The 19,565-nt window shown below is 66.7% G+C and carries 15 protein-coding genes; 5 read left to right on the forward strand and 10 right to left on the reverse strand.

The features are described from left to right. Nucleotides 1-149 precede the first annotated feature (149 nt). Nucleotides 150-1,808 carry an electron transfer flavoprotein-ubiquinone oxidoreductase gene (locus tag ACQR1L_RS06160; RefSeq protein WP_434857038.1) on the reverse strand — a complete coding sequence of 553 codons (1,659 nt, stop codon included), beginning with the start codon at nucleotides 1,806-1,808 and terminating at the stop codon, nucleotides 150-152. Between the two features lie 306 nt (nucleotides 1,809-2,114). Between ACQR1L_RS06160 and ACQR1L_RS06165 the strand changes: the two genes are divergently transcribed. Beyond that, nucleotides 2,115-2,933, forward strand: a complete 819-nt coding sequence (locus ACQR1L_RS06165) for a uracil-DNA glycosylase (RefSeq protein WP_434857250.1) — start codon at nucleotides 2,115-2,117, stop codon at nucleotides 2,931-2,933. Between the two features lie 146 nt (nucleotides 2,934-3,079). On the opposite strand, the gene ACQR1L_RS06170 is transcribed toward ACQR1L_RS06165, so the two are convergent. The 3 genes from ACQR1L_RS06170 to ACQR1L_RS06180 form a co-directional block, all read right to left on the reverse strand. After that, nucleotides 3,080-4,588, reverse strand: coding sequence for a glycosyltransferase family 39 protein (locus tag ACQR1L_RS06170; protein ID WP_434857039.1), 1,509 nt, complete (start codon nucleotides 4,586-4,588; stop codon nucleotides 3,080-3,082). Between the two features lie 225 nt (nucleotides 4,589-4,813). Continuing rightward, nucleotides 4,814-5,647, reverse strand: a complete 834-nt coding sequence (locus tag ACQR1L_RS06175; RefSeq protein ID WP_434857040.1) for a ribonuclease HII — start codon at nucleotides 5,645-5,647, stop codon at nucleotides 4,814-4,816. A gap of 95 nt (nucleotides 5,648-5,742) precedes the next feature. Beyond that, complete coding sequence (locus ACQR1L_RS06180) at nucleotides 5,743-6,936, reverse strand: PA0069 family radical SAM protein (RefSeq protein ID WP_434857041.1); 1,194 nt, start codon at nucleotides 6,934-6,936, stop codon at nucleotides 5,743-5,745. 191 nt (nucleotides 6,937-7,127) lie between these two features. Between ACQR1L_RS06180 and ACQR1L_RS06185 the strand changes: the two genes are divergently transcribed. The 3 genes from ACQR1L_RS06185 to ACQR1L_RS06195 all read left to right on the forward strand — a co-directional run bounded on the left by ACQR1L_RS06185 (nucleotide 7,128) and on the right by ACQR1L_RS06195 (nucleotide 11,290). Beyond that, nucleotides 7,128-9,545, forward strand: a complete 2,418-nt coding sequence (locus ACQR1L_RS06185; RefSeq protein ID WP_434857042.1) for a phosphoketolase family protein — start codon at nucleotides 7,128-7,130, stop codon at nucleotides 9,543-9,545. Between the two features lie 177 nt (nucleotides 9,546-9,722). After that, nucleotides 9,723-10,295 carry a glycosyl transferase gene (locus tag ACQR1L_RS06190; RefSeq protein ID WP_434857043.1) on the forward strand — a complete coding sequence of 191 codons (573 nt, stop codon included), beginning with the start codon at nucleotides 9,723-9,725 and terminating at the stop codon, nucleotides 10,293-10,295. 65 nt (nucleotides 10,296-10,360) lie between these two features. Beyond that, the gene (locus tag ACQR1L_RS06195) at nucleotides 10,361-11,290 is read left to right on the forward strand and encodes a bifunctional helix-turn-helix transcriptional regulator/GNAT family N-acetyltransferase (protein WP_434857044.1); all 930 of its coding nucleotides are present in this window, start codon (nucleotides 10,361-10,363) and stop codon (nucleotides 11,288-11,290) included. 189 nt (nucleotides 11,291-11,479) lie between these two features. Here the strand turns inward: ACQR1L_RS06195 and moaB are convergent, their stop codons facing one another. Both moaB and ypfJ read right to left on the reverse strand, forming a co-directional pair. Beyond that, nucleotides 11,480-12,040 (reverse strand): molybdenum cofactor biosynthesis protein B, encoded by a 561-nt coding sequence (gene moaB / locus ACQR1L_RS06200; protein WP_434857045.1) that lies wholly within the window; start codon nucleotides 12,038-12,040, stop codon nucleotides 11,480-11,482. Nucleotides 12,041-12,053: 13 nt separating this feature from the next. Continuing rightward, complete coding sequence (gene ypfJ, locus ACQR1L_RS06205) at nucleotides 12,054-12,980, reverse strand: KPN_02809 family neutral zinc metallopeptidase (protein ID WP_434857046.1); 927 nt, start codon at nucleotides 12,978-12,980, stop codon at nucleotides 12,054-12,056. 386 nt (nucleotides 12,981-13,366) lie between these two features. On the opposite strand from ypfJ, the gene ACQR1L_RS06210 reads away from it, so the two are divergent. Beyond that, nucleotides 13,367-14,500 carry a site-specific DNA-methyltransferase gene (locus ACQR1L_RS06210; protein ID WP_434857047.1) on the forward strand — a complete coding sequence of 378 codons (1,134 nt, stop codon included), beginning with the start codon at nucleotides 13,367-13,369 and terminating at the stop codon, nucleotides 14,498-14,500. Between the two features lie 3 nt (nucleotides 14,501-14,503). Here the strand turns inward: ACQR1L_RS06210 and ACQR1L_RS06215 are convergent, their stop codons facing one another. The 4 genes from ACQR1L_RS06215 to ACQR1L_RS06230 all read right to left on the reverse strand — a co-directional run bounded on the left by ACQR1L_RS06215 (nucleotide 14,504) and on the right by ACQR1L_RS06230 (nucleotide 19,562). Then, on the reverse strand, nucleotides 14,504-15,544 hold the full coding sequence (locus ACQR1L_RS06215; RefSeq protein ID WP_434857048.1) for a hypothetical protein: 1,041 nt from the start codon (nucleotides 15,542-15,544) through the stop codon (nucleotides 14,504-14,506). 314 nt (nucleotides 15,545-15,858) lie between these two features. After that, on the reverse strand, nucleotides 15,859-18,390 hold the full coding sequence (locus ACQR1L_RS06220) for an HWE histidine kinase domain-containing protein (protein WP_434857049.1): 2,532 nt from the start codon (nucleotides 18,388-18,390) through the stop codon (nucleotides 15,859-15,861). Beyond that, nucleotides 18,387-18,980, reverse strand: a complete 594-nt coding sequence (locus tag ACQR1L_RS06225; RefSeq protein ID WP_434857050.1) for a biliverdin-producing heme oxygenase — start codon at nucleotides 18,978-18,980, stop codon at nucleotides 18,387-18,389. The genes ACQR1L_RS06220 and ACQR1L_RS06225 overlap by 4 nt, the downstream gene beginning before the upstream one ends. 141 nt (nucleotides 18,981-19,121) lie before the next feature. After that, complete coding sequence (locus tag ACQR1L_RS06230) at nucleotides 19,122-19,562, reverse strand: nuclear transport factor 2 family protein (protein WP_434857051.1); 441 nt, start codon at nucleotides 19,560-19,562, stop codon at nucleotides 19,122-19,124. Nucleotides 19,563-19,565 lie beyond the last annotated feature (3 nt).

Consider the following 19,565-nt stretch of genomic DNA (forward strand, 5'->3'; position numbering starts at 1 on the left):
AACCGCAAGGATTTGCAGGATATTCGGGTCAGCCGGAAGCCCCTTTGGCAAAGCTGACCTGCGTCAAACCGCGCCAGTATGGCCGTATCGTGACCGGCCGCCCCTCCCGGGGCAGCCGACTCACGCAATCGTGCGCAAAAAGGCGCGACTTACATCGCCTCGTAGTTCGGGCCGCCGCCGCCCTCCGGAGGAACCCAGGTGATGTTGCCGTTGGGGTCCTTGACGTCGCAGGTCTTGCAGTGGACGCAGTTCTGCGCGTTGATCACGAAGCGCGGGCTCGCGCCGTCCTCGACCCATTCGTACACGCCGGCCGGGCAATAGCGGTTGGACGGCCCGGCATAGACGTCGTGCTCGGAGCTCTTCTGCAGCGCCATGTCGGCAACCTTCAGGTGTACCGGCTGGTCTTCCTCATGGTTGGTGTTCGACAAGAACACCGAGGACAGCTTGTCGAAGGTCAGCTTGCCGTCCGGCTTCATCGCAGGCTTCGGCTGGTGCGCCTTGGCGGGATCCAGCGTGGCGCGGTCCGGCTTGACGTGCGACTGGGTGCCGAACAGCGAGAAGCCGAGCGTGTTGCACCACATGTCGAAGCCGCCGAGGACGACGCCGAGCACGGTGCCGAACTTCGACCACAGCGGCTTGACGTTGCGGACCTTGAACAGGTCCTGCCCGACCGGCGAATCCCGCCAGGCGTTCTCATACTCCACCAGTTCGTCATTGGCCCGGCCGGCGGCGAGCGCGGCGTTCATGTGCTCGGCCGCGAGCATCGCGCTGCCCATCGCATTGTGCACGCCTTTGATGCGCGGCACGTTGACGAAGCCGGCCGCGCAGCCGATCAGCACGCCGCCGGCGAACGACAGCCGCGGCACCGACTGATAGCCGCCCTCGGTGATGGCGCGCGCGCCATAGGCGAGACGCTTGCCGCCCTCGAACACCTCGCGGATCGAGGGATGCGTCTTGAAGCGCTGGAATTCCTCGAACGGCGACAGATAGGGATCGTCGTAGTTCAGATGCACGACGAAGCCGACCGCAACCAGATTGTCGTCGTAGTGATAGAGGAACGAGCCGCCGCCGGTCTTCATGTCGAGCGGCCAGCCGAACGAATGCTGGATCAGGCCCTTCTTGTGCTTGGCGGGATCGATCTGCCAGACTTCCTTGAGGCCGATGCCGAATTTCGGCGGCTCGCTCTTGGCGTCCAGCGCGAACTTCGAAATCAGCTGCTTGGAGAGGCTGCCGCGCGCGCCCTCGGCGAACAGCGTGTACTTGCCGAGCAGCTCCATGCCGCGGGTGAACGAGGCCTTGGGCTTGCCGTCCCGGCCGATGCCCATGTCGCCGGTGGCGATACCGCGCACCGCGCCCTGCTCGTTGTACAGCACCTCGGTCGCGGCGAAGCCCGGATAGATCTCGACGCCGAGCGCCTCGGCCTTGCGCGACAGCCAGCGGCAGACATTGCCGAGCGAGCCGATGTAGCAGTGATGGTTGTCCATCAAGGGCGGCATCGCGAAGGCCGGCAGCGAGACCGCGCCGTTCTCGGTCATCCAGTAGAACTTGTCGACCTGCACCTGCGTCTTCAGCGGGCAGTCGTCATCCGTGCGCCAATCGGGAATGAGCTTGTCGAGCGCGGCCGGATCGATCACCGCACCCGACAGGATGTGCGCGCCGACCTCGGAGCCCTTCTCGACCACGACGACGTTGAGATCGGCATTGAGCTGTTTCAGCCGGATCGCAGCCGTCAGGCCCGAGGGGCCTGCGCCGACGATCACGACGTCGAACTCCATGGATTCGCGCTCGGGTAATTCTTCGGTGCTCATGTCTCTCGATCTCAAGGCCCGGCTGGTGCAGTGGATGTGGCCCCTGCCGCCCCCTGGCGCAAGCAAAGGTCAAACCCGAGAGCTGCAATAGCGACAATGACTTAACTAGGGTTCCTCAAGGCGTTCGCGTTTCGCTGGAGGTGGGTCCTGAGGGGAGCGAAGGCGGCCGCCGGAACACTAGGGCGTTCCGTCCCTTTTTTGGGTTATTCCAAGCTCTTGTTTCCGATTTTTCGGGGCAGGACAACCACGTAAATGCATTCCGCCATGCGCCGGGACAGCGTAGACTGTCTTGAGTTGACGATCATGATGACCCCCGAGCCCCTCCCCGACGTCCGGCAGCTGCTCGCCTTCTATCTGGAGGCCGGGGTCGATTGCGCGCTTGCGGACGAGCCGATCAACCGGCTGGTCGAGCCAGAGCCCGCGCCCGCGGCTGCGCCGGTCGCGCGGCAGGCGGCTGCGCCGCAGGCCGGCCGGCCGGGCGCGCCGGCGATCATTCCGCCGCGCGGAGAACCGCCACCTCCGCCGGATGCCGCGATCGCCTCGGCGCGCGAGGCCGCAGCCACCGCACCGACGCTGCAGGCATTGCGCGATCTCCTGGAGAATTTCGACGGCTGCGCGCTGAAACAGACAGCCTCGCGGCTGGTGTTCGCCGACGGCAACCCGGAGGCGCGCATCATGCTGGTCGGCGAGGCGCCCGGCCGCGACGAGGACATCGAGGGGCTGCCGTTCGTGGGCCGCTCGGGCAAACTGCTCGACCGCATGATCGGCGCGATCGGGCTCGACCGGACGAAGGTGTACATCGCCAACGTGATTCCGTGGCGGCCGCCCGGCAACCGCACGCCGACGCCGCAGGAGACGCAGATCTGCCTGCCCTTCATCCGCCGCCAGATCGAGCTGGTCGATCCCGACGTGCTGGTGACGCTCGGCAACCCGTCGACCCAGGCGCTGCTCGGCACCACCGAGGGCATCATGCGCGTGCGCGGCAAATGGCGCGAGTATGATACCGGCAAGCGCACCATCCGCGCGATCGCCACCTTCCACCCGGCCTATCTGCTGCGCTCGCCATCCTACAAGCGGCTGTCCTGGCAGGATCTGCGCGCGGTCGCGACGGTGCTGGCGGTTTGAAACGCCTCTCTCCGCGTCATTGCGAGCGAAGCGAAGCAATCCAGAGTCTCGCTCACGACTCTGGATTGCTTCCGCCGTCGCCCTCCGGGCTATGGCGGACAAGTCGTCGCAACTGCTCCTCGCAATGACGGAGAACGTGGATAGCCCTACGTCCCCTTCGGCCGCACGATCGCCCAGCCGATGCGCAGCACCGGCTGGCGGCCGTTGATCAGCCAGTCGAAGCTGCGTGGCACTTCCGGCACCAGGCCGGGGAAGCGCTGGACCAGCTCCGGCGGCGGCGTGCCCGCGGTGTCGGAGGCGCGCCAGACGACGATGCCGCCGGTCTCGGCGAATTTCGCCGGCGTGATCCAGGGCGTCCGCTGCGGCGTGGCGTCGAGCAACAGATGCGCGCGGCGGCGGCCGAGGGCAACGAGGCTGGCGAGCCGCGGATCGCCGGCGACCGCCTGCAGCCGCTGATTGGTGCGGCGCTCGAAGCTCTCGACGAAGAAGCGCGAGATGTCCCGGGCCGGCATCGAGGTGGCGACCTCGCCGTCGCCGGTCAAAGGCTGCACCACGGCATTGCCGGCGACGAGGATGGCGGGCGCCGCGACCGCGGCCGCCCAGACCACGCGTAAGAGGCGCTGCCGGCGCAGATAGATCAGGTCGCCGGAGGCGACGACCAGGGCCAGCCCGACCATGGTCAGGCTGACCGCGGTGCCGCCGAGCACGCCAGGAAGACCGAACAGGCCGGAGATCAGGCTGCCCGCGAGCGCCGGTGCGATCGCGAAGCAATAGACGAAGTCGCGGGCGAGCGGCGGCACGGAACGGCGGTAGATGATCGGCGCCTCGGTATCGCCGCGGCTGACCCAGGAGGCATCGAGCACGACCAGCAGCAGCATCGCGGCGATCGCCAGCAGCAAGCCGCCGACGAGCGCAAGCCAGTGCCAGCCGCGCAGCGAGAGGTCCGCGAGCAGCGGCAAGGCCGGCAGGCCGACGCTGTCGGAGCGCAGCACGAAGATCAGGTAGGGCAGCGCCAGCGCCAGCACTACGAGCAGCGCGAACAAGGGATCGAACGAGCGCAGCACGCGGCGGCCCTGCGCGGTCGAGACCACGAAGCCGGCGAGCAGCAGCAACAGGAAGGCGGCCGCTGGCGTGGTCAGCAGCAGCAGCCCCGCCTCGATCGACCAGGCGAACCAGGCGTTGCGCCGGCCCTGCCCGAGAATCCGCCAGCTATGCAACAGCAGCAGCGCCCACAGCGGCCGTGCCAGCACCTCGGGACCGAATTCGAGCGTGGGCGCGCCGAACGCGGTGATGGTCATCGTGAGCAGCACCGCAAGCACGGCCTGCTGGCCGCCGACGATGGCACGCGCCAGGAGATAGATCACCCAGAGACTCAGCGCCGAACACGCCACGGCCAGCACATAGACGCCGAACAGATGGTTGCCGGCGATGCGGTAGGCGATGTCGGACAGCCAGAACGACAGCGGCGGCCCGAGATCGGTGCCGACCTGGTACTCACGGCCGAAGGCGATCGCGGTGGCGAGCTGGCCGGGCGGGCTGCGGTAGAACAGCACGGCAAGGCCAAGCCACATCAGGGCCTGGCAGAGCACCACGATGACGACGACCAGCCGCGGTCTTGCGCGGATCAGTTCGACAACCAGGGACGTGAAACGCATGAACGGCTGGATCGCTTAGCTGGGATCGCTTTGAAGCTGGGATCGCTTGGGACGTCGGGGATGCCGGCAGGACCGTCCCTCATGCGCAGCAGCCTCGCTGTCCGACGCCCGCAATCGATACCGCACGACTGGGCGCACAACACCGCCCCCGCTGCGAGGAGTGACACTTCGTGCTGGCTGGCTGCCTCAAGCTTTAAGACCGTGGCGCGGTCGAGGCAACCGGCATCAGGTGCCAAGCGAGATTTCGGTGGACGTGACCAGCGTGATCTCCGCGAACAGATCAGGCTCGGGCTCGACCGCCAAAGGCTGATGCTTCTGCCGGGCCGCCACGACCGGTGCAAACAGGCTGCGATGATGCACCGAGGGGCCGAGCCGGTCCAAGGCGGCGAGATGATCCGGCACGCCGTAGCCCTTGTGCTGCTCGAAGCCGTAGCCGGGGCAGTCCTGCGCCAGCGCGCACATCAACCGGTCACGCGTGACCTTGGCGACGATCGAGGCCGCCGCGATCGACATCACCAGCCCGTCGCCGCCGATCACCGCCTCGCAGTTGCAATCGACGTCGATACGGTCGCGGCCGTCGACGAACACGTGCTTCGGCGCCTCCGGCAGCGCCTTCACCGCGCGCGACAGCGCCCACAGCGACGCCCGCAGAATGTTGTCGCGATCGATTCGCGACGGCGAGGCGAAGGCAACGGCGAAGGCCGAGGTCTTGCAGATCTTGTCGAAGAGAATCTCGCGCTGCTCGGCGGTCAACCGCTTGGAATCATCGAGCCCCTTCGGGATGCGGTTGGGATCGAGAATCACCGCCGCAGCCACCACCGGTCCTGCGAGCGGACCGCGGCCGGCCTCGTCGCAGCCTGCGACCGGCCAGATGCCCTGCTTCAACAGCGCCCGCTCGCGCCGAAAGCTTGGCGGGGCCACCGCGATGACGCCCTTGCCGAGCTTGGCGCCGGCCTTGCTGGCCGCGCCCGCCCTGGTCGCGGCCTTCGCAGCGGCGCTCTTCTTCGCAGCACCGGCCGCTTTCGCCCTGCCCGGCTTGTTCGCTTGGTCCCGAATCATGGCCGGGATCGTGCGGAACGAGCCAACGCAGCGCAACCGGAGCGGACCTCAATTCACCGCTATTCCCATCCGCCGAGTTCCGAATTGAGGTCGCCTCAGAACAGGCTCAACTGCTGCCCGCCGCCTTTCGGCCGCACGAAATGATCCGTGGTCAGCTTGGTCCGCCGCTTGTTCAGCCCGAGCTTCTCGCACGCGATCTCGAAGCGGCGACCGATCATCCAGGCCATCGGTCCCGTGCCCTTCATGCGCGTGCCCCATTGCGAGTCGTAGTCGCGGCCGCCGCGCATGTCGCGGATCAAGGTGAACACATGGCGATAGCGGTCCGGATAGTGCTCCAGCAGCCATTCGCGGAACAGGTCGCGCACCTCCAGCGGCAGCCGCAACAGAACATAGGCCGCTTCCTTGACGCCGGCATGAGCAGCGGCATCGAGGATGCGCTCGATCTCGCTGTCGTTGAGCGCCGGGATCACCGGCGCCACCATCACCGTGGTCGGGATGCCCGCCTTCGACAGCGCCTGCAGCGCCTCCAGCCGCTTCGATGGCGTCGAGGCCCGCGGCTCCATGGTGCGGGCCAGCTTCGGATCCAGCGTGGTCACTGATATCGCGACCTTCGCCAGGTTCTTCTTGGCCATCCGCGCCAGAATGTCGGCATCACGCATCACCAGCGCCGACTTGGTGACGATTCCGACGGGATGGCCAACCTTTTCCAGCACCTCGAGGATGCCGCGCATGATCTTCCGCTCGCGCTCGATCGGCTGATACGGATCGGTGTTGGTGCCGATCGCGATCATCCGCGGCTCATAGCCGCTGGCGGCAAGCTCCTTCTCCAGCAGCGCCGGCGCGTCGGGCTTCACGAACAGCTTGGATTCGAAATCCAGCCCCGGCGACAGGCCGAGAAAGGCGTGGGTCGGCCGCGCGAAGCAGTAGACGCAGCCGTGCTCGCAGCCGCGATACGGATTGATCGATCGGTCGAAGCCGATGTCGGGAGAATCGTTGCGCGTGATGACCTTGCGCGAGGTGTCGGTCGCGACCGTGGTCTTGAACGGCGGCAAGTCCTCGAGGCTCTGCCAGCCATCGTCGAAGACAACACGGGCCTCCGCCTCGTAGCGGCCGCTCGCATTGGATTGGGCACCCCGGCCGCGGCGCCGGCCCCGTTCGATGGCGACCGCGAGTTCGGGAAAGTCCTTGTCAGGACCAGTCGTATCAGGACCAGACGAAGGCGCGCCCACCGGCTCGGAGGGCACCGGGACCGGCGGGCGCTTGAGGGCATGTGAAGATGCTCGGCTCATGGCCAAGACATAGCACAAAAAGAGAACATAACAAGATCAAAATTGAACAAGCTCGGAGGATCGGTTCTGAGCCTGCGCAAGGCCAGCCATCACATTCCCGTTCTATGCTGCGGCCGCGTTGGAACGGGACGGTGCGGCGTTACTCTCCTGTACTCTCCCGCAGGCGCGAAACGGACGGCAAGCGAGGTCCCATGCAGCTCAGTTCTCCCCAACCGACCCTTCCCGCTGACGATCTCGACCTGCTCGACCGCTATTGGCGGGCAGCCAACTATCTCTCGGTCGGCCAGATCTATCTGCTCGACAATCCGCTGCTGCGCGAGCCGCTGAAGCCGGAGCACATCAAACCGCGCCTGCTCGGCCATTGGGGCACCACGCCGGGGCTGAACTTCATCTATGCCCATCTCAACCGCGCCATCGTCGCGCAGGATCTCGACGTGATTTATGTCTGCGGCCCCGGCCATGGCGGTCCGGGCATGGTCGCCAACACCTATCTCGAGGGCAGCTACAGCGAGATCTATCCCGATATCAGCCGCGACGTGGATGGCTTGCGGAAGCTGTTCCGGCAGTTCTCCTTTCCCGGCGGCATCCCGAGCCACGCCGCGCCGGAGACGCCGGGCTCGATCCACGAAGGCGGCGAGCTCGGCTACGCGTTGGTCCATGCCTATGGCGCCGCGTTCGACAATCCCGATCTGATCGTTGCCTGCGTGATCGGCGATGGCGAGGCCGAGACCGGCCCGCTCGCCGCATCCTGGCACTCGAACAAGTTTCTGAACCCGGCGCACGACGGCGCCGTGCTGCCGATCCTGCATCTCAACGGCTACAAGATCGCCAACCCCACCGTGCTCGCCCGCTTGGGCGATGCCGAGCTCAAATCCCTGTTCGAAGGCTATGGCTACGCGCCGTTGTTTGTCGAAGGCGACGAGCCCAAGGCGATGCACCGCCAGATGGCCGACGCGCTCGACGTCGCGCTCGCCAGCATCCGCTCGATCCAGCAGAACGCGCGCCAGCCGGATGCGGTGATCCAGCGTCCGCGCTGGCCGATGATCGTGCTGCGCAGCCCGAAGGGCTGGACCGGGCCTAGGGAAGTCGACGGCCTCAAGGTCGAGGGCTTCTGGCGCGCGCATCAGGTGCCGATCGCAAATCCGCGCGGCAAGCCGGAGCACCTCGCGCTGCTCGAAGCGTGGATGAGGAGCTACCAGCCGGAGACGCTGTTCGATACGAACGGCCGTCTCGTGCCGGAGTTGCAGGCTCTCGCGCCAAAGGGGACGCGGCGCATGGGCGCCAATCCGCATGCGAATGGCGGCCTGCTCAAGCGCGAGCTGAAGCTGCCGGACTATCGCGCCTTCGCCGTCGAGGTGCGCTCGCCCGGCGAGACCATCACCGAAGCCACGCGCGAACTCGGCAAGTTTCTGCGCGAGGTCGTCAAGCTGAATGCGGAGGCGAGAAACTTCCGTATCATGGGCCCGGACGAGACCGCCTCGAACCGGCTCGACGCGGTGTTCGACGTCACCGAGCGCGTCTGGATGGAAGGCATCGAGCCCTATGACGTCCATCTCGCCCATGACGGCCGGGTCATGGAGGTGTTGAGCGAACATCTCTGCCAGGGCTGGCTGGAGGGCTATCTGCTCACCGGCCGTCACGGCCTGTTCTCCTGCTACGAGGCCTTCATCCACATCGTGGATTCGATGTTCAACCAGCACGCCAAATGGCTGAAGGTCTCGCGCGAGCTGCCGTGGCGGCGTCCGATCGCGTCCCTGAACTATCTGCTGACGTCGCATGTCTGGCGGCAGGACCATAACGGGTTCAGCCACCAGGATCCCGGCTTCGTCGATCTCGTCGCCAACAAGAAGGCAGACATCGTCCGCATCTACTTTCCGCCGGACGCCAATACGCTGCTGTGGATCGCCGACCACTGCCTGCGGACCTATGACCGCATCAACGTCATCGTCGCCGGCAAGCAGCCCGCGCCGCAATTCCTGTCGATGCGGGAGGCCGCGGTTCATTGCGACGCCGGCATCGGCATCTGGTCATGGGCCGGCACCGAGCCGGCCGGCGAGGAGCCCGACGTGGTCATGGCCTGCGCCGGCGACGTCCCGACGCTGGAGACGCTCGCCGCCGTCGACCTGCTGCGCCAGGAGCTGCCGGGCCTCAAGATCCGCGTCGTCAACGTCGTCGACCTGATGACCCTGCAGCCACGGTCCGAGCATCCGCACGGCCTCAGCGATCGCGACTTTGACAGCCTGTTCACGACCGACAAGCCTGTCATCTTCGCCTATCACGGCTATCCCTATCTGATCCATCGGCTGACCTACAGCCGCACCAACCATGCCGGCATGCATGTGCGCGGCTTCATCGAGGAAGGCACCACGACGACGCCGTTCGACATGGTCGTCCTCAACGAGCTCGACCGTTTCCATCTCGCCATCGAAGCGATCGAACGGGTGCCTGGGCTCAGCGTCGCGGCGGCGCATGTGAAGCAGAAATTCCGCGACGCGCTGATCGAACATGCCCGCTACATCCGGGCGCATGGCGAGGACATGCCGGAGATCCGCGACTGGGTGTGGACAAACAGCGCCGGTGGAACGACGCCGGCGCAGCCGGGCGACTGAACCAGCCGAGCGCGCATGTCTGCGCCAAGGCATCTTGAAATAGCACCCGCCGTGCATTGCCCGAACGGATCGCCGCGTGCCCGCTGCTGCAAAATTCCGCAGTGCAGCGGGCTGATTTGATTGTGACAAGATGCTAACAACCAGACCGGAGGCGCTGCAAACGAAGATGCCAGGTTCATGCTGAGCGTGATCATCCCGACCGAGGGCGTCGAGCAGACCGCCGTGGCCACCCTGTCCGCGCTGGTGCCGGGGGCCGCGGCCGGAGTCGTCACCGAGGTCCTGCTGGTCGACCGCTCCGCCGATTCCAGCGTGATGGAGCGCGTCGCCGACGTCGCCGGCTGCCACTTTATGAAGTTCGAGGGGTCTCATGCCGCCGCGCTCGCCGCCGGCGCCGCCAAGGCCCGCGCGCCCTGGCTGATGTTCCTTCCCGCGGGCGCCGTGCTCGATCCCGGCTGGATCGACGAGACCATGCAGTTCATCCAGAGCGTCGGGGCGGGCGGCCGGCCGCTCGCCGGCGTCTTCCGCTATGCTCGCTCACCCTACGCCCCTGTCAGCCTGCGCGACCGGCTGCGGGCGGTGAGCCGCGCTCTCTTCGGTCCGCTCGGCGACCAGGGCCTGCTGATCGCCAGGGACCACTACCGCCAGGTCGGCGGCTACAGGCCGGAGGCCAGGCGCCCCGAGACGCGGCTGCTGCGCCAGCTCGGCCGCTCCTCCCGCACCATGCTGCGCAGCCGGATCGTCATGATCTGAGCGCCGTCTCGATACTTGCTAAAGTCAACCATATGTTTGACAATGGCAAGTATTGGAGACGAGCCATGATTCCAGCGCCATCCGACACCCAGGTCACCGCCGTTCGCGCCTTCAACCGCTTCTACACCCAGAAACTCGGCGCGCTCGATCAGCACCTGCTCGACAGCCCGTTCTCGCTGGCCGAGGCCCGCGTGCTCTACGAGCTCGCCCATCGCGAGGCGGTGTCGGCCAAGGAGATCGGGACCTATCTCGGCCTGGATGCGGGGTATCTGAGCCGCATCGTGCAGAGTTTCGACGAAAAGGGCCTGATCACCCGGACGCCGCTGCCGTCCGATCGCAGGCAGCAGCAGCTCGCACTCACCGCGAAAGGACGGCAGGCCTTTGCCAGGCTCGACCGCAGCTCGCAGAAGGAGATCGCAGCGATGATCGCGCCGCTCACGCCGGCGCTTCGCGAGCGGCTGGTCGGCGCGATGGCGACCATCGAGAGCGCGCTGTCGCCCACGCCGCCGTCGCGCGCGCCGGTCCTGCTGCGCAGCCACCGGCCCGGCGACATTGGCTGGGTGATCGCCCGTCATGGCGCCGTCTACGCCGAGGAGTATGGCTGGAACGCCAGTTTCGAAGCGCTGGTGGCCGAGATCGGAGCGCAGTTCATCCGCAACTACGACCCGGCGCGCGAGCATTGCTGGATCGCCGAGCTGGCCGGCGAGCCGGTCGGCTCGATCTTCCTGGTCAAGGGCGGTGACGACATCGCCAAGATCCGATTGCTGCTCGTCGAGAAGTCGGCCCGCGGGCTCGGTGTCGGCCGGGCCCTCACCGAGCAATGCATCCGCTTCGCGCGCGAGAAGAATTACCGGACGATCGAACTGTGGACGCAGAGCATCCTGACGGCCGCGCGCGACATCTATGCCCGCGCCGGCTTTCGCAAGATCGCCGAGGAGCCGCATGCGATGTTCGGCGTGCCGCTGATGGGCGAGACTTGGCGGCTGGAATTGTAGACGCACCGCGCCGGCGGCCAGCAAACTGCGCTGGACCGCAACCACCGTCATTCCGGGACAGGACCGCAGGCCTTGACCCCGGAATCTCGATATTGATGCAAGCGCGCCTGCAAGCTCGGGATTCCGGGTTCAATCGCCAGACGCGATTGCGCCTGTCGATTGCCCCGGAATGACGGAGCGGATTCTGAACTACGCCGTCGCGCCTTGCGCCTTCGGGCGGCGCAGATGCTCGTCGAGGCGCGGCATGATCTCGACGAAATTGCAGGGACGCGTGCGGTAGTCGAGCTGGGCTGAGAGAATGCCGTCCCAGGCATCGCGGCACGCGCCCGGGGAGCCCGGAAGGCAGAAGATGTAAGTTGCCCCGGCGACCCCTGCCGTCGCCCGGCTCTGGATCGTCGACGTGCCGATCTTGGCGTGGCTCAGCATGTGGAAGGCGATCGAAAACCCGTCCATCCGCTTCTCGAACAGCGGCTCGATCGCCTCCGGCGTGACGTCGCGGCCGGTGAAGCCGGTGCCGCCGGTGGTGATGATGACGTCGACGCCGGGATCGGCGATCCATCCCTTCACCACGCCGCGGATCTTCTCGACGTCGTCGGTGACGATGTCGCGCGCAGCGAGCTTGTGGCCGGCGGCGGTCAGGCGATCGCTCAAGGTGTTGCCGGACTTGTCGTCGGCGAGCGAACGCGTGTCGGACACCGTCAGCACGGCGATGTTCAGGGGGATGAAGCTCTTGCTCTCGTCGATCGCCATCTCGCCACCACCCTTACAGCTGCGCGTTCGCGGCGAACGTATTGCAGGCCTGCACCGTGCCCTGCTGGTAGCCGATCATGAACCAGCGCTTGCGCTGCGCGGCCGAGCCATGCGTGAACGAATCCGGCACCACGCGCCCGGTCGCCTTGCGCTGCAGGGTGTCGTCGCCGATCGCGGACGCCGTCGTCAGCGCGGCGTCGATGTCGCCGTCCTCGAGGAAGCCCGGACGCTTCTTGGCCTCGCGATTGACCCAGACGCCGGACAGGCAGTCCGCCTGCAGTTCGACCTTGACCTGCAGCGCATTGGCCTCCGCCTTGCTGCCCGCCTGCTCCTGCATCCGCGTCACCCGCGGCAGGATGCCGAGCAGGTTCTGGATATGGTGCCCGGCCTCATGCGCAATGATATAGGCCGCGGTGAACTTGCAGGCATTGCCCTGGCAGCCGCGGAAGCGCGTCTCGACCTCGCGGAAGAAGTTGGTGTCGAGGAAGATCTGCCGGTCCGGCGGACAATAGAACGGACCCATCGCCGACTGCGCCATGCCGCAGCGGCCGCCATTGGTGCTGTTGCGAAACAGCACGATCTTGGGGCCGGTGTAATTCTGGCCCGAGGCCTGGAAGATCTCGCTCCAGCGGTCGTCGATCTCACCGAGCACGCCGGCGATCATGTCGCCCATCTCGTCCTTCGGGGCGCCGGTCTTGCCGGACGACCGGCGATCAGCCTGGTAGCTTGGCGCGCTGCCGTGGCTCAGCATCTCGGCGCCGCCGATCAGGATGCGCGGATCGATGCCGAAGGCGTAGCCGATCAGGCCGAGCACGATGATGGTGCCGATGCCGAGCCCGCCGCCGCCGATCGGCAGACCCATACCGCCGCCCATGCCGCCGCCGCTATCGTCGCGACGGTCGTCGATGTCGTCGCTGCGACGGAAATCATCGTAACGCATGGCGGCCTTTCCTCACTGTCCTTGCGCGGCTCTGCGCGAAATGCCTAACGCGGCAAACAGGTAAAATTTCCACTGTGTTAATCAATAACCCGGCGGGCAAAATTTGCCTAGCGTGGCGCGAAAAATCCGCCGCGCTCATGCCGGCCGAAAACTCGCGCGCCCGCGCGCACGCGGCTGAAAAGCCATTCACATCGCGACGTTGTGCGGCGAGCATCGTGAATGAACGCGCGTCTCGCCATGACCGGTGCGTGTGATGAACATGCTTGCTGAAATGCGAAAAATTTTCCCGGTTAAGTCCATTTTTACTTTGCCGGGTCAATGTGTGGGCAGTCGGTTGTTAGGTCCCGCGTCGCCGACAGCGTCGCCTGAGTCAGAGTTCTTGAGTCATGGTAGAGTCGCGTCGCGGGGCGTCTGCAAAGGCGCCCCGCACTAAATTCCAGCCCCTTGCAGAGCATCAAGTCATCGTCGGCGACTGCGTCGCCGAGATGTCGAAGCTGCAGGCCGCATCCGTCGACCTCGTGTTTGCGGATCCGCCCTACAATCTGCAGCTCAAGGGTGAGCTCAAACGTCCCGACGAATCGCAGGTCGATGCCGTCAACGACGATTGGGACAAGTTCTCCTCCTTCGCCGCCTATGACGACTTCACCCGCGCCTGGCTGCTCGCTGCGCGCCGCGCGATGAAGCCGAGTGCGACGATCTGGGTGATCGGCTCCTATCACAACATCTTCCGCGTCGGCGCGATCATGCAGGATCTCGGCTTCTGGATCCTGAACGACATCGTCTGGCGCAAGTCCAACCCGATGCCGAACTTCCGCGGCCGCCGCTTCACCAACGCGCATGAGACCATGATCTGGGCGGCGCGCGACGAGAAGGCGAAGGGCTACACGTTCAATTACGAAGCGCTGAAGGCGTCCAACGAGGACGTGCAGGCGCGCTCGGACTGGCTGATCCCGCTGTGCACCGGCGAGGAGAGGCTGAAGGACGGCGACGGCAAGAAGGTTCATCCGACGCAGAAGCCGGAAGGCCTGCTGGCGCGGGTGCTGCTGTCGTCATCCAAGCCGGGCGATCTGGTGATCGATCCGTTCAACGGCACGGGCACCACCGGTGCCGTGGCCAAACGCCTCGGCCGCCGCTACATCGGCTTCGAGCGCGACAAGACCTACGCGGCAGCTGCCGAGCGGCGAATCGCCGCGGTCGAGCCGCTGCCGGAAGCGACGCTCGCGCCGTTCATGACCGCCCGCGAGGCGCCGCGCGTCGCCTTCTCCGAGCTGATCGAGCGCGGCATGATCTCGCCGGGCACCAAGCTCGTCGACTCCAAGCGCCGCCACGGCGCGCTGGTGCGCGCCGATGGGGCCATCATGCTCGGCGACAAGGTCGGTTCGATCCACCGCATCGGCGCGGTCGCCCAGGGACTGCCGGCCTGCAACGGCTGGACGTTCTGGCATGTCGAGACCAAAGGCGGCCTCAGGCTGATCGACGAGCTGCGCGCCGAGATCCGCTCCGAGATGAGCGCCGCCTGACGCTCAGCCGTTGCGGCGCGGCTGTCCCGAATAGCGCGCCAGCAGGTCTTCGACCTCGTATTGCTCGTCGTAGCGAGCATCGTCGCGCGGCACGACCTTGACTTGCCGCACGGCCGGCGGCCGGCGCTGCGCCAGACCCGGATAATAGTTCTCCACCGGCGGCAGGTGCATGCGGTCGAGCTGCGGCTCCTCCGGCCAGCGCGGCACGCGACGCGCGGCCACGGGCTCGAGCCGAAGCTGGCGCCGGGCCCGCGCGCGGGCAAACAGCACGCTGGTCGAGAAACCGGCGACCGCGATGGCGCCGAGGAATGCGAACATCCGCGTCTTCGATGCGTCGTCTGCGGCCATGCCGATCGTCGCGGCCGGTGCCGCATCGGCGGCGGCGAGCTCCGGAGTGACAGTGGCGGTCGACGCCGGAGCGGGCTCGCTCGCTGCGGCGAGCTGATAGGACGACGCGCGGGGCGCCGGCTCGGCCGAGGATTGCAGCGCATCGGATGAATCGGGCCAGCGCGTCGCGACGGCCGATTCACTCGCGGACACGCGGGGGACCTCGGGCGCCGTCGTCACCGGCGCGGCTGCGACCGGTGCAGCCGCCATCGGTGCAGGCGCCGCAGCCGCAGGCGGCGCAGCGGGGAAAGCTGCAACGGACGGGAAGGCCGAGGTCGGCGGCAGCGACGTTGCGGTCGGCGTCGACGAGATGACCTTCACCTCGTCGCCGGACTCCCTTGACGACGACGTCTGGATTTCGGCCCGCGCATTGGCGGCCGTCGACGACAATGGCGAACGATCCCGGTGCGAGGCCAGCTTGCGCGTGACGAGAGACGCACCTTGCGATTCACGATCGTCCTCACGCAGATACCAACATTGCTTCTTGGTCGCACGATCGATCCGATAGAACCAATGCTTCCCCGCAGGCGTCGCCCCTGGCTTGGCCAGGCATTCGTCAGCAGCCGATGCCGGTGAAAACTCGATTGTCGCCGCCGCCGTCCCCGCCAGCACAGCGACAGCCACACACGGCAACAAATTCGCCGTTCGATTCGTCATCAGTCCTCCGACGATTCAACGCGCCCCCGATGGGCCGTTTCGGCGATGACTTCGTTCGGAATAAGGCTGCCGTGGTTCCATTTGTCGAAACAATGTTAGAACAGCGGTGTACCTTTGATGCGTTCTAATATTTTCGGGCTGTTTTGTCGCAGCAACAGCCGGAATAGGCGTCGAAGTCTCCGTCCATCGGCGGGTGTCGCGGTTGCGACAACACGCGGATGTGAGAGCTGGAGGACGGCCATCGCATCCAACCTTACGATGAGATGTTGGATGCCAGAGTCGCGCAACGCGAGGAATCGCGCACGCATCGCCGTTCATGTCAGCTTCGACAGCGCCTTCTCGACGAGTTCGCGCGTGTACGGTTTCTGGATCACCGGCGCGTCCGAGAGCTCTGCGGGAATCGGTGCGCGCTCGCCATAGCCGGTGGCGAACATGAAGGGCACGCCGAGCTCCTTCAATTTGTGCCCGACAGGGAGGCTGCTCTCCGCGCCCAGGTTGATGTCGAGCAGCGCAAAGGTCGGCACCGCACGCTCGATGGCCTTGAGCGCCTGGCTCACCGATGCGGCCGTATCGATATGGCGCGCGCCCAGTTCGAGCAGGATCACCTCGGCGCCCATCGCGATGATCAGATTGTCCTCGACGATGAGAACGTTGCCGGACAGGCGCGGCGTCTGCTCCTCCGCAGGCGCGACACGCAGCAGCGCCCCGCCCATCGCCTGCACCATCTGCACGAAATTGGCGGGGATGACGAAGCGCGCCTGCACGCCGAGAAGGTCGAAGCGAATCTCGGCATCGCCCTTGAGATCGAACGGCACCGAACGCTCGATGATGGTGGTGCCGAAGCCGCGCCGCGACGGCGGCTGCACCGGCGGCCCACCGCTTTCCTTCCAGTCGATGACGAGGCTCGACCCGGAGTCGAGACGCCACAGCACCTCGACCTGTCCGGTCGAATCGGCCAGCGCGCCGTATTTCGCCGAATTCGTCATCATCTCGTGCACGACGAGCGCGAGCGTCGCAAACGCCTTGGGGTCGAGCGCGACGTCCGGGCCTTCCATGCGCACACGCCCTGCGCGCGAGCCGAGATAGGCGCCGGCTTCGGATTCGAGCAGCGAGCGCAGCGCGACCGGGGCCCAGTTCAGGTTCGTGATCTGGTCATGCGCGCGCGCCAGGGCCTGGATGCGGCCGCCGAGCACGGCGGCGAAGTCCTCCACAGAGGTCGACGTCTCCTTGCTCTGCGCGACCAGCCCGCGCACCAGGCTGAGGATGTTGCGAACGCGGTGATTGAGCTCGGCGATCATCAGCTCCTGCCGCTCCTGCGCGCCGCGGCGCTCGCGCGCGGCGAGCTCCGACAATTGCAGGATGACTTCCAGCAGCGTGACGCGCAGGCTCTCGGCGATGCGCAGGTCCGCGGCGGTCCATGGCTTCGACTGGCCGGCCACCGTCTGCTGCCAAAGTTCGAAGCTCTTGCGCGGCGTCAGCCGCGGCCCGAGCGGACCCTCGGCATAGGTCTTGTTAGGATCGCCGGCCCAATTGACCGAGCGCAGCACCTCGCGGCGGAAGAAGATCAGGCAATCGCGCGGCGCGCGCGAGATCGGGATCGCCAGGAATCCGGCGGCGCGATCGCGGAACGCCTCGCCCGCCGCATAGACCTTGGCGATCTCGGCGCTGGCGCAGATGCGGCCCGGCGATGTCCGGTTGATAAAGCCGATGAGGTCCTGCACCTCATCCTCGGTCGGCGTCTCGCCGTCGAGCGTGATCTCGTCGTCCGACCACACGGCCAGGCCGTCGCATTCGATCATCTGGCGGTAGTCGGCGACGAAATCGAGGATCGCCCGCTTGCTGTGCGCCAGCGCGGCGGCGCGCTCGATTAGCCGCTCCTGGATCTGATGCGCCCGCGTTTCATAGGCGACATCGGTCTCGCGCTCGCGCGCCTCGAGCAGCCAGGAGTACATCTGCCCGAACAGCTCGGCCGCGGTGCGCTTTTCGAACGACAAATGGCGCGGCGAATAATGGTGGCAGGCGAACAGCCCCCACAGCTTGCCGTCGCGCAGGATCGACACCGACATCGAGGCGGCCACGCCCATGTTGCGGAGATATTCGATGTGGACCGGCGACACCGCGCGCAGCACGCTCATCGACAGATCGAGCAGCCCGGCATTGTGCGCCGGCATCGACGTCAGCGGCGACGGCGTGGCGTTGATGTCGGCGATGATGCGCAGCCAGTTGCGCTGGTAGAGCTGCCGCGCCTGGCGCGGAATGTCGGACGCCGGATAGTGCAGGCCGAGGAACGGCTCCAGGCCGGAGCCCGCGGTTTCTGCGATGACCTCGCCCGACCCATCCGGATGGAAGCGATACACCATGACGCGGTCGAAGCCGGTCAGGAGCTTGAGCTGGCGCGCGCCCTCCTGCGCAAGCTCGGTCATGCCCGCCGTCTTGCGGATGCGGCCCAGCATCAGCCGCACCAGCTCGCCGGAATTGACGCCGGTCTCGATCAGGCTCGGCTCCGCCTCGACCACCAGGTAGGCGCCCGAGAAGTGGATCGCGAGATCGAACAGCCGGCCCTGCCCTTGCAGATCGATGCCGAACGCGCGCTCGACCGCGTCCGGTCCGCTCAGATAGTCGACCCGCGCACGGATCGTCGCCACCGCGGCCTCGGAGAGGACGACGTCGAGCGGCCTGTGCAGCAGCCAGCCGAGATCGCCGCCGAGGAAATCCGGCGCATTCTCCGAGGCCATGCAGATGGTGAAGTCGGACACCAGCGCGAGCAGGAAGCCGAACGGCTGCACGTTGCCGGGGACATGGATCGGCTCGCGATCGCAATTGGTGAGGTTGACAGGCTCGTTCATGATGCGGCCATCGCGGTCGCAAACACCGCGAACGCCTCGCGCGCGCTTGTCATCACCCTGATGTCCTCGCCTGGCGGAAGCCGCTCTGCGGCAAGCACCGACAGGAAGCTGCGCCACAGCCCCTGCCCGGCGCCATGACGCAGATAGCGCGTGGCGCGTCGCACCCGGGGATCGGGCGACGCCGCCACGATGCGCAGCAGATACACGGCGCCGAGACGCGACCCTTCCAGGACATAGAGCGTGCCGAGGACGGCGGAACGGTCGAGCGGCCGGGCTGGCAGCTCCATCGGAGCGGCGCGGCCGTTGAGCTCGGCGAGATCGGCGCAGATCGCCTCCGAGCGCCGCCGCCGGGTCCAGTCGCCGAGCATCGCGCCGGCACCGGCGCGGTCGAGCATCTGCTCCAGCGGCAGCAGCGCGGCCGCGCTCGCCTGCAGGAACCGGCGATAATCCGCGGTGGTCGTCAGGTCGAAGCGGCTGAGGCGCTCATCGAGGGCATGGTGAGCCGCTGCCGTGGCGGCCCTCAATCTGTCGCGAATGCCCTCGTTGCCGTCAGCGAGAAATGGGTCATCGGAAATGGCTGCCAGCGACATCAAGGGGCTCAGAAAAAGGAAAGGGGCCGCAGGCGCGCCACGGCCTCATGCAACGTCACTGGAACGGGTGGGTTCCCGCTCCAGCTCGCTTTTTTCTGGCACGATGATGCGGCCCTGCCGCGCCGGGTTCCGGTCGCCGCCTCAGCGGTCGTCGCGCAGGGCCGCCGACGGTGGCGGCCCCAGCGCGGTCTCGATCAACAGCGTGTCGCAATACTCCACCCATTCGGTGATGCGGCCATTGTCGAGCCGGAGCACGTTGCAATAGTCGTTCTCATAGGCGCGGCCATCGGTGGTCGTGTTGCGGCCGCGCGCCTGGACCACGACGTGGTCGCCGTCCGCGATCAGCCGTACCGGGATGGTGGTGATGCGGCCGAGCCGCGCCCGCAGCGGCGCGAACAATTCGGCGAGAACGGTCTCCTTGCCGTCATAGCTGCGCGACCACGATCCGCTGCCCATGATGACGAAACGGAAATCGTCCGCGAGATGCGCCAGCAGCGGCTGCGGGTTGCTCCTGGCCAGTTCGTCGAAGACGTGCTGCACGATCTGCTTGTTGTGCCGGCTCGTGGTGTCCACGGTGCTCATCGG

Origin of the sequence: Bradyrhizobium sp. HKCCYLR20261, from assembly GCF_051168435.1 — a bacterium.
Classification (GTDB): Bacteria; Pseudomonadota; Alphaproteobacteria; order Rhizobiales; family Xanthobacteraceae; genus Bradyrhizobium.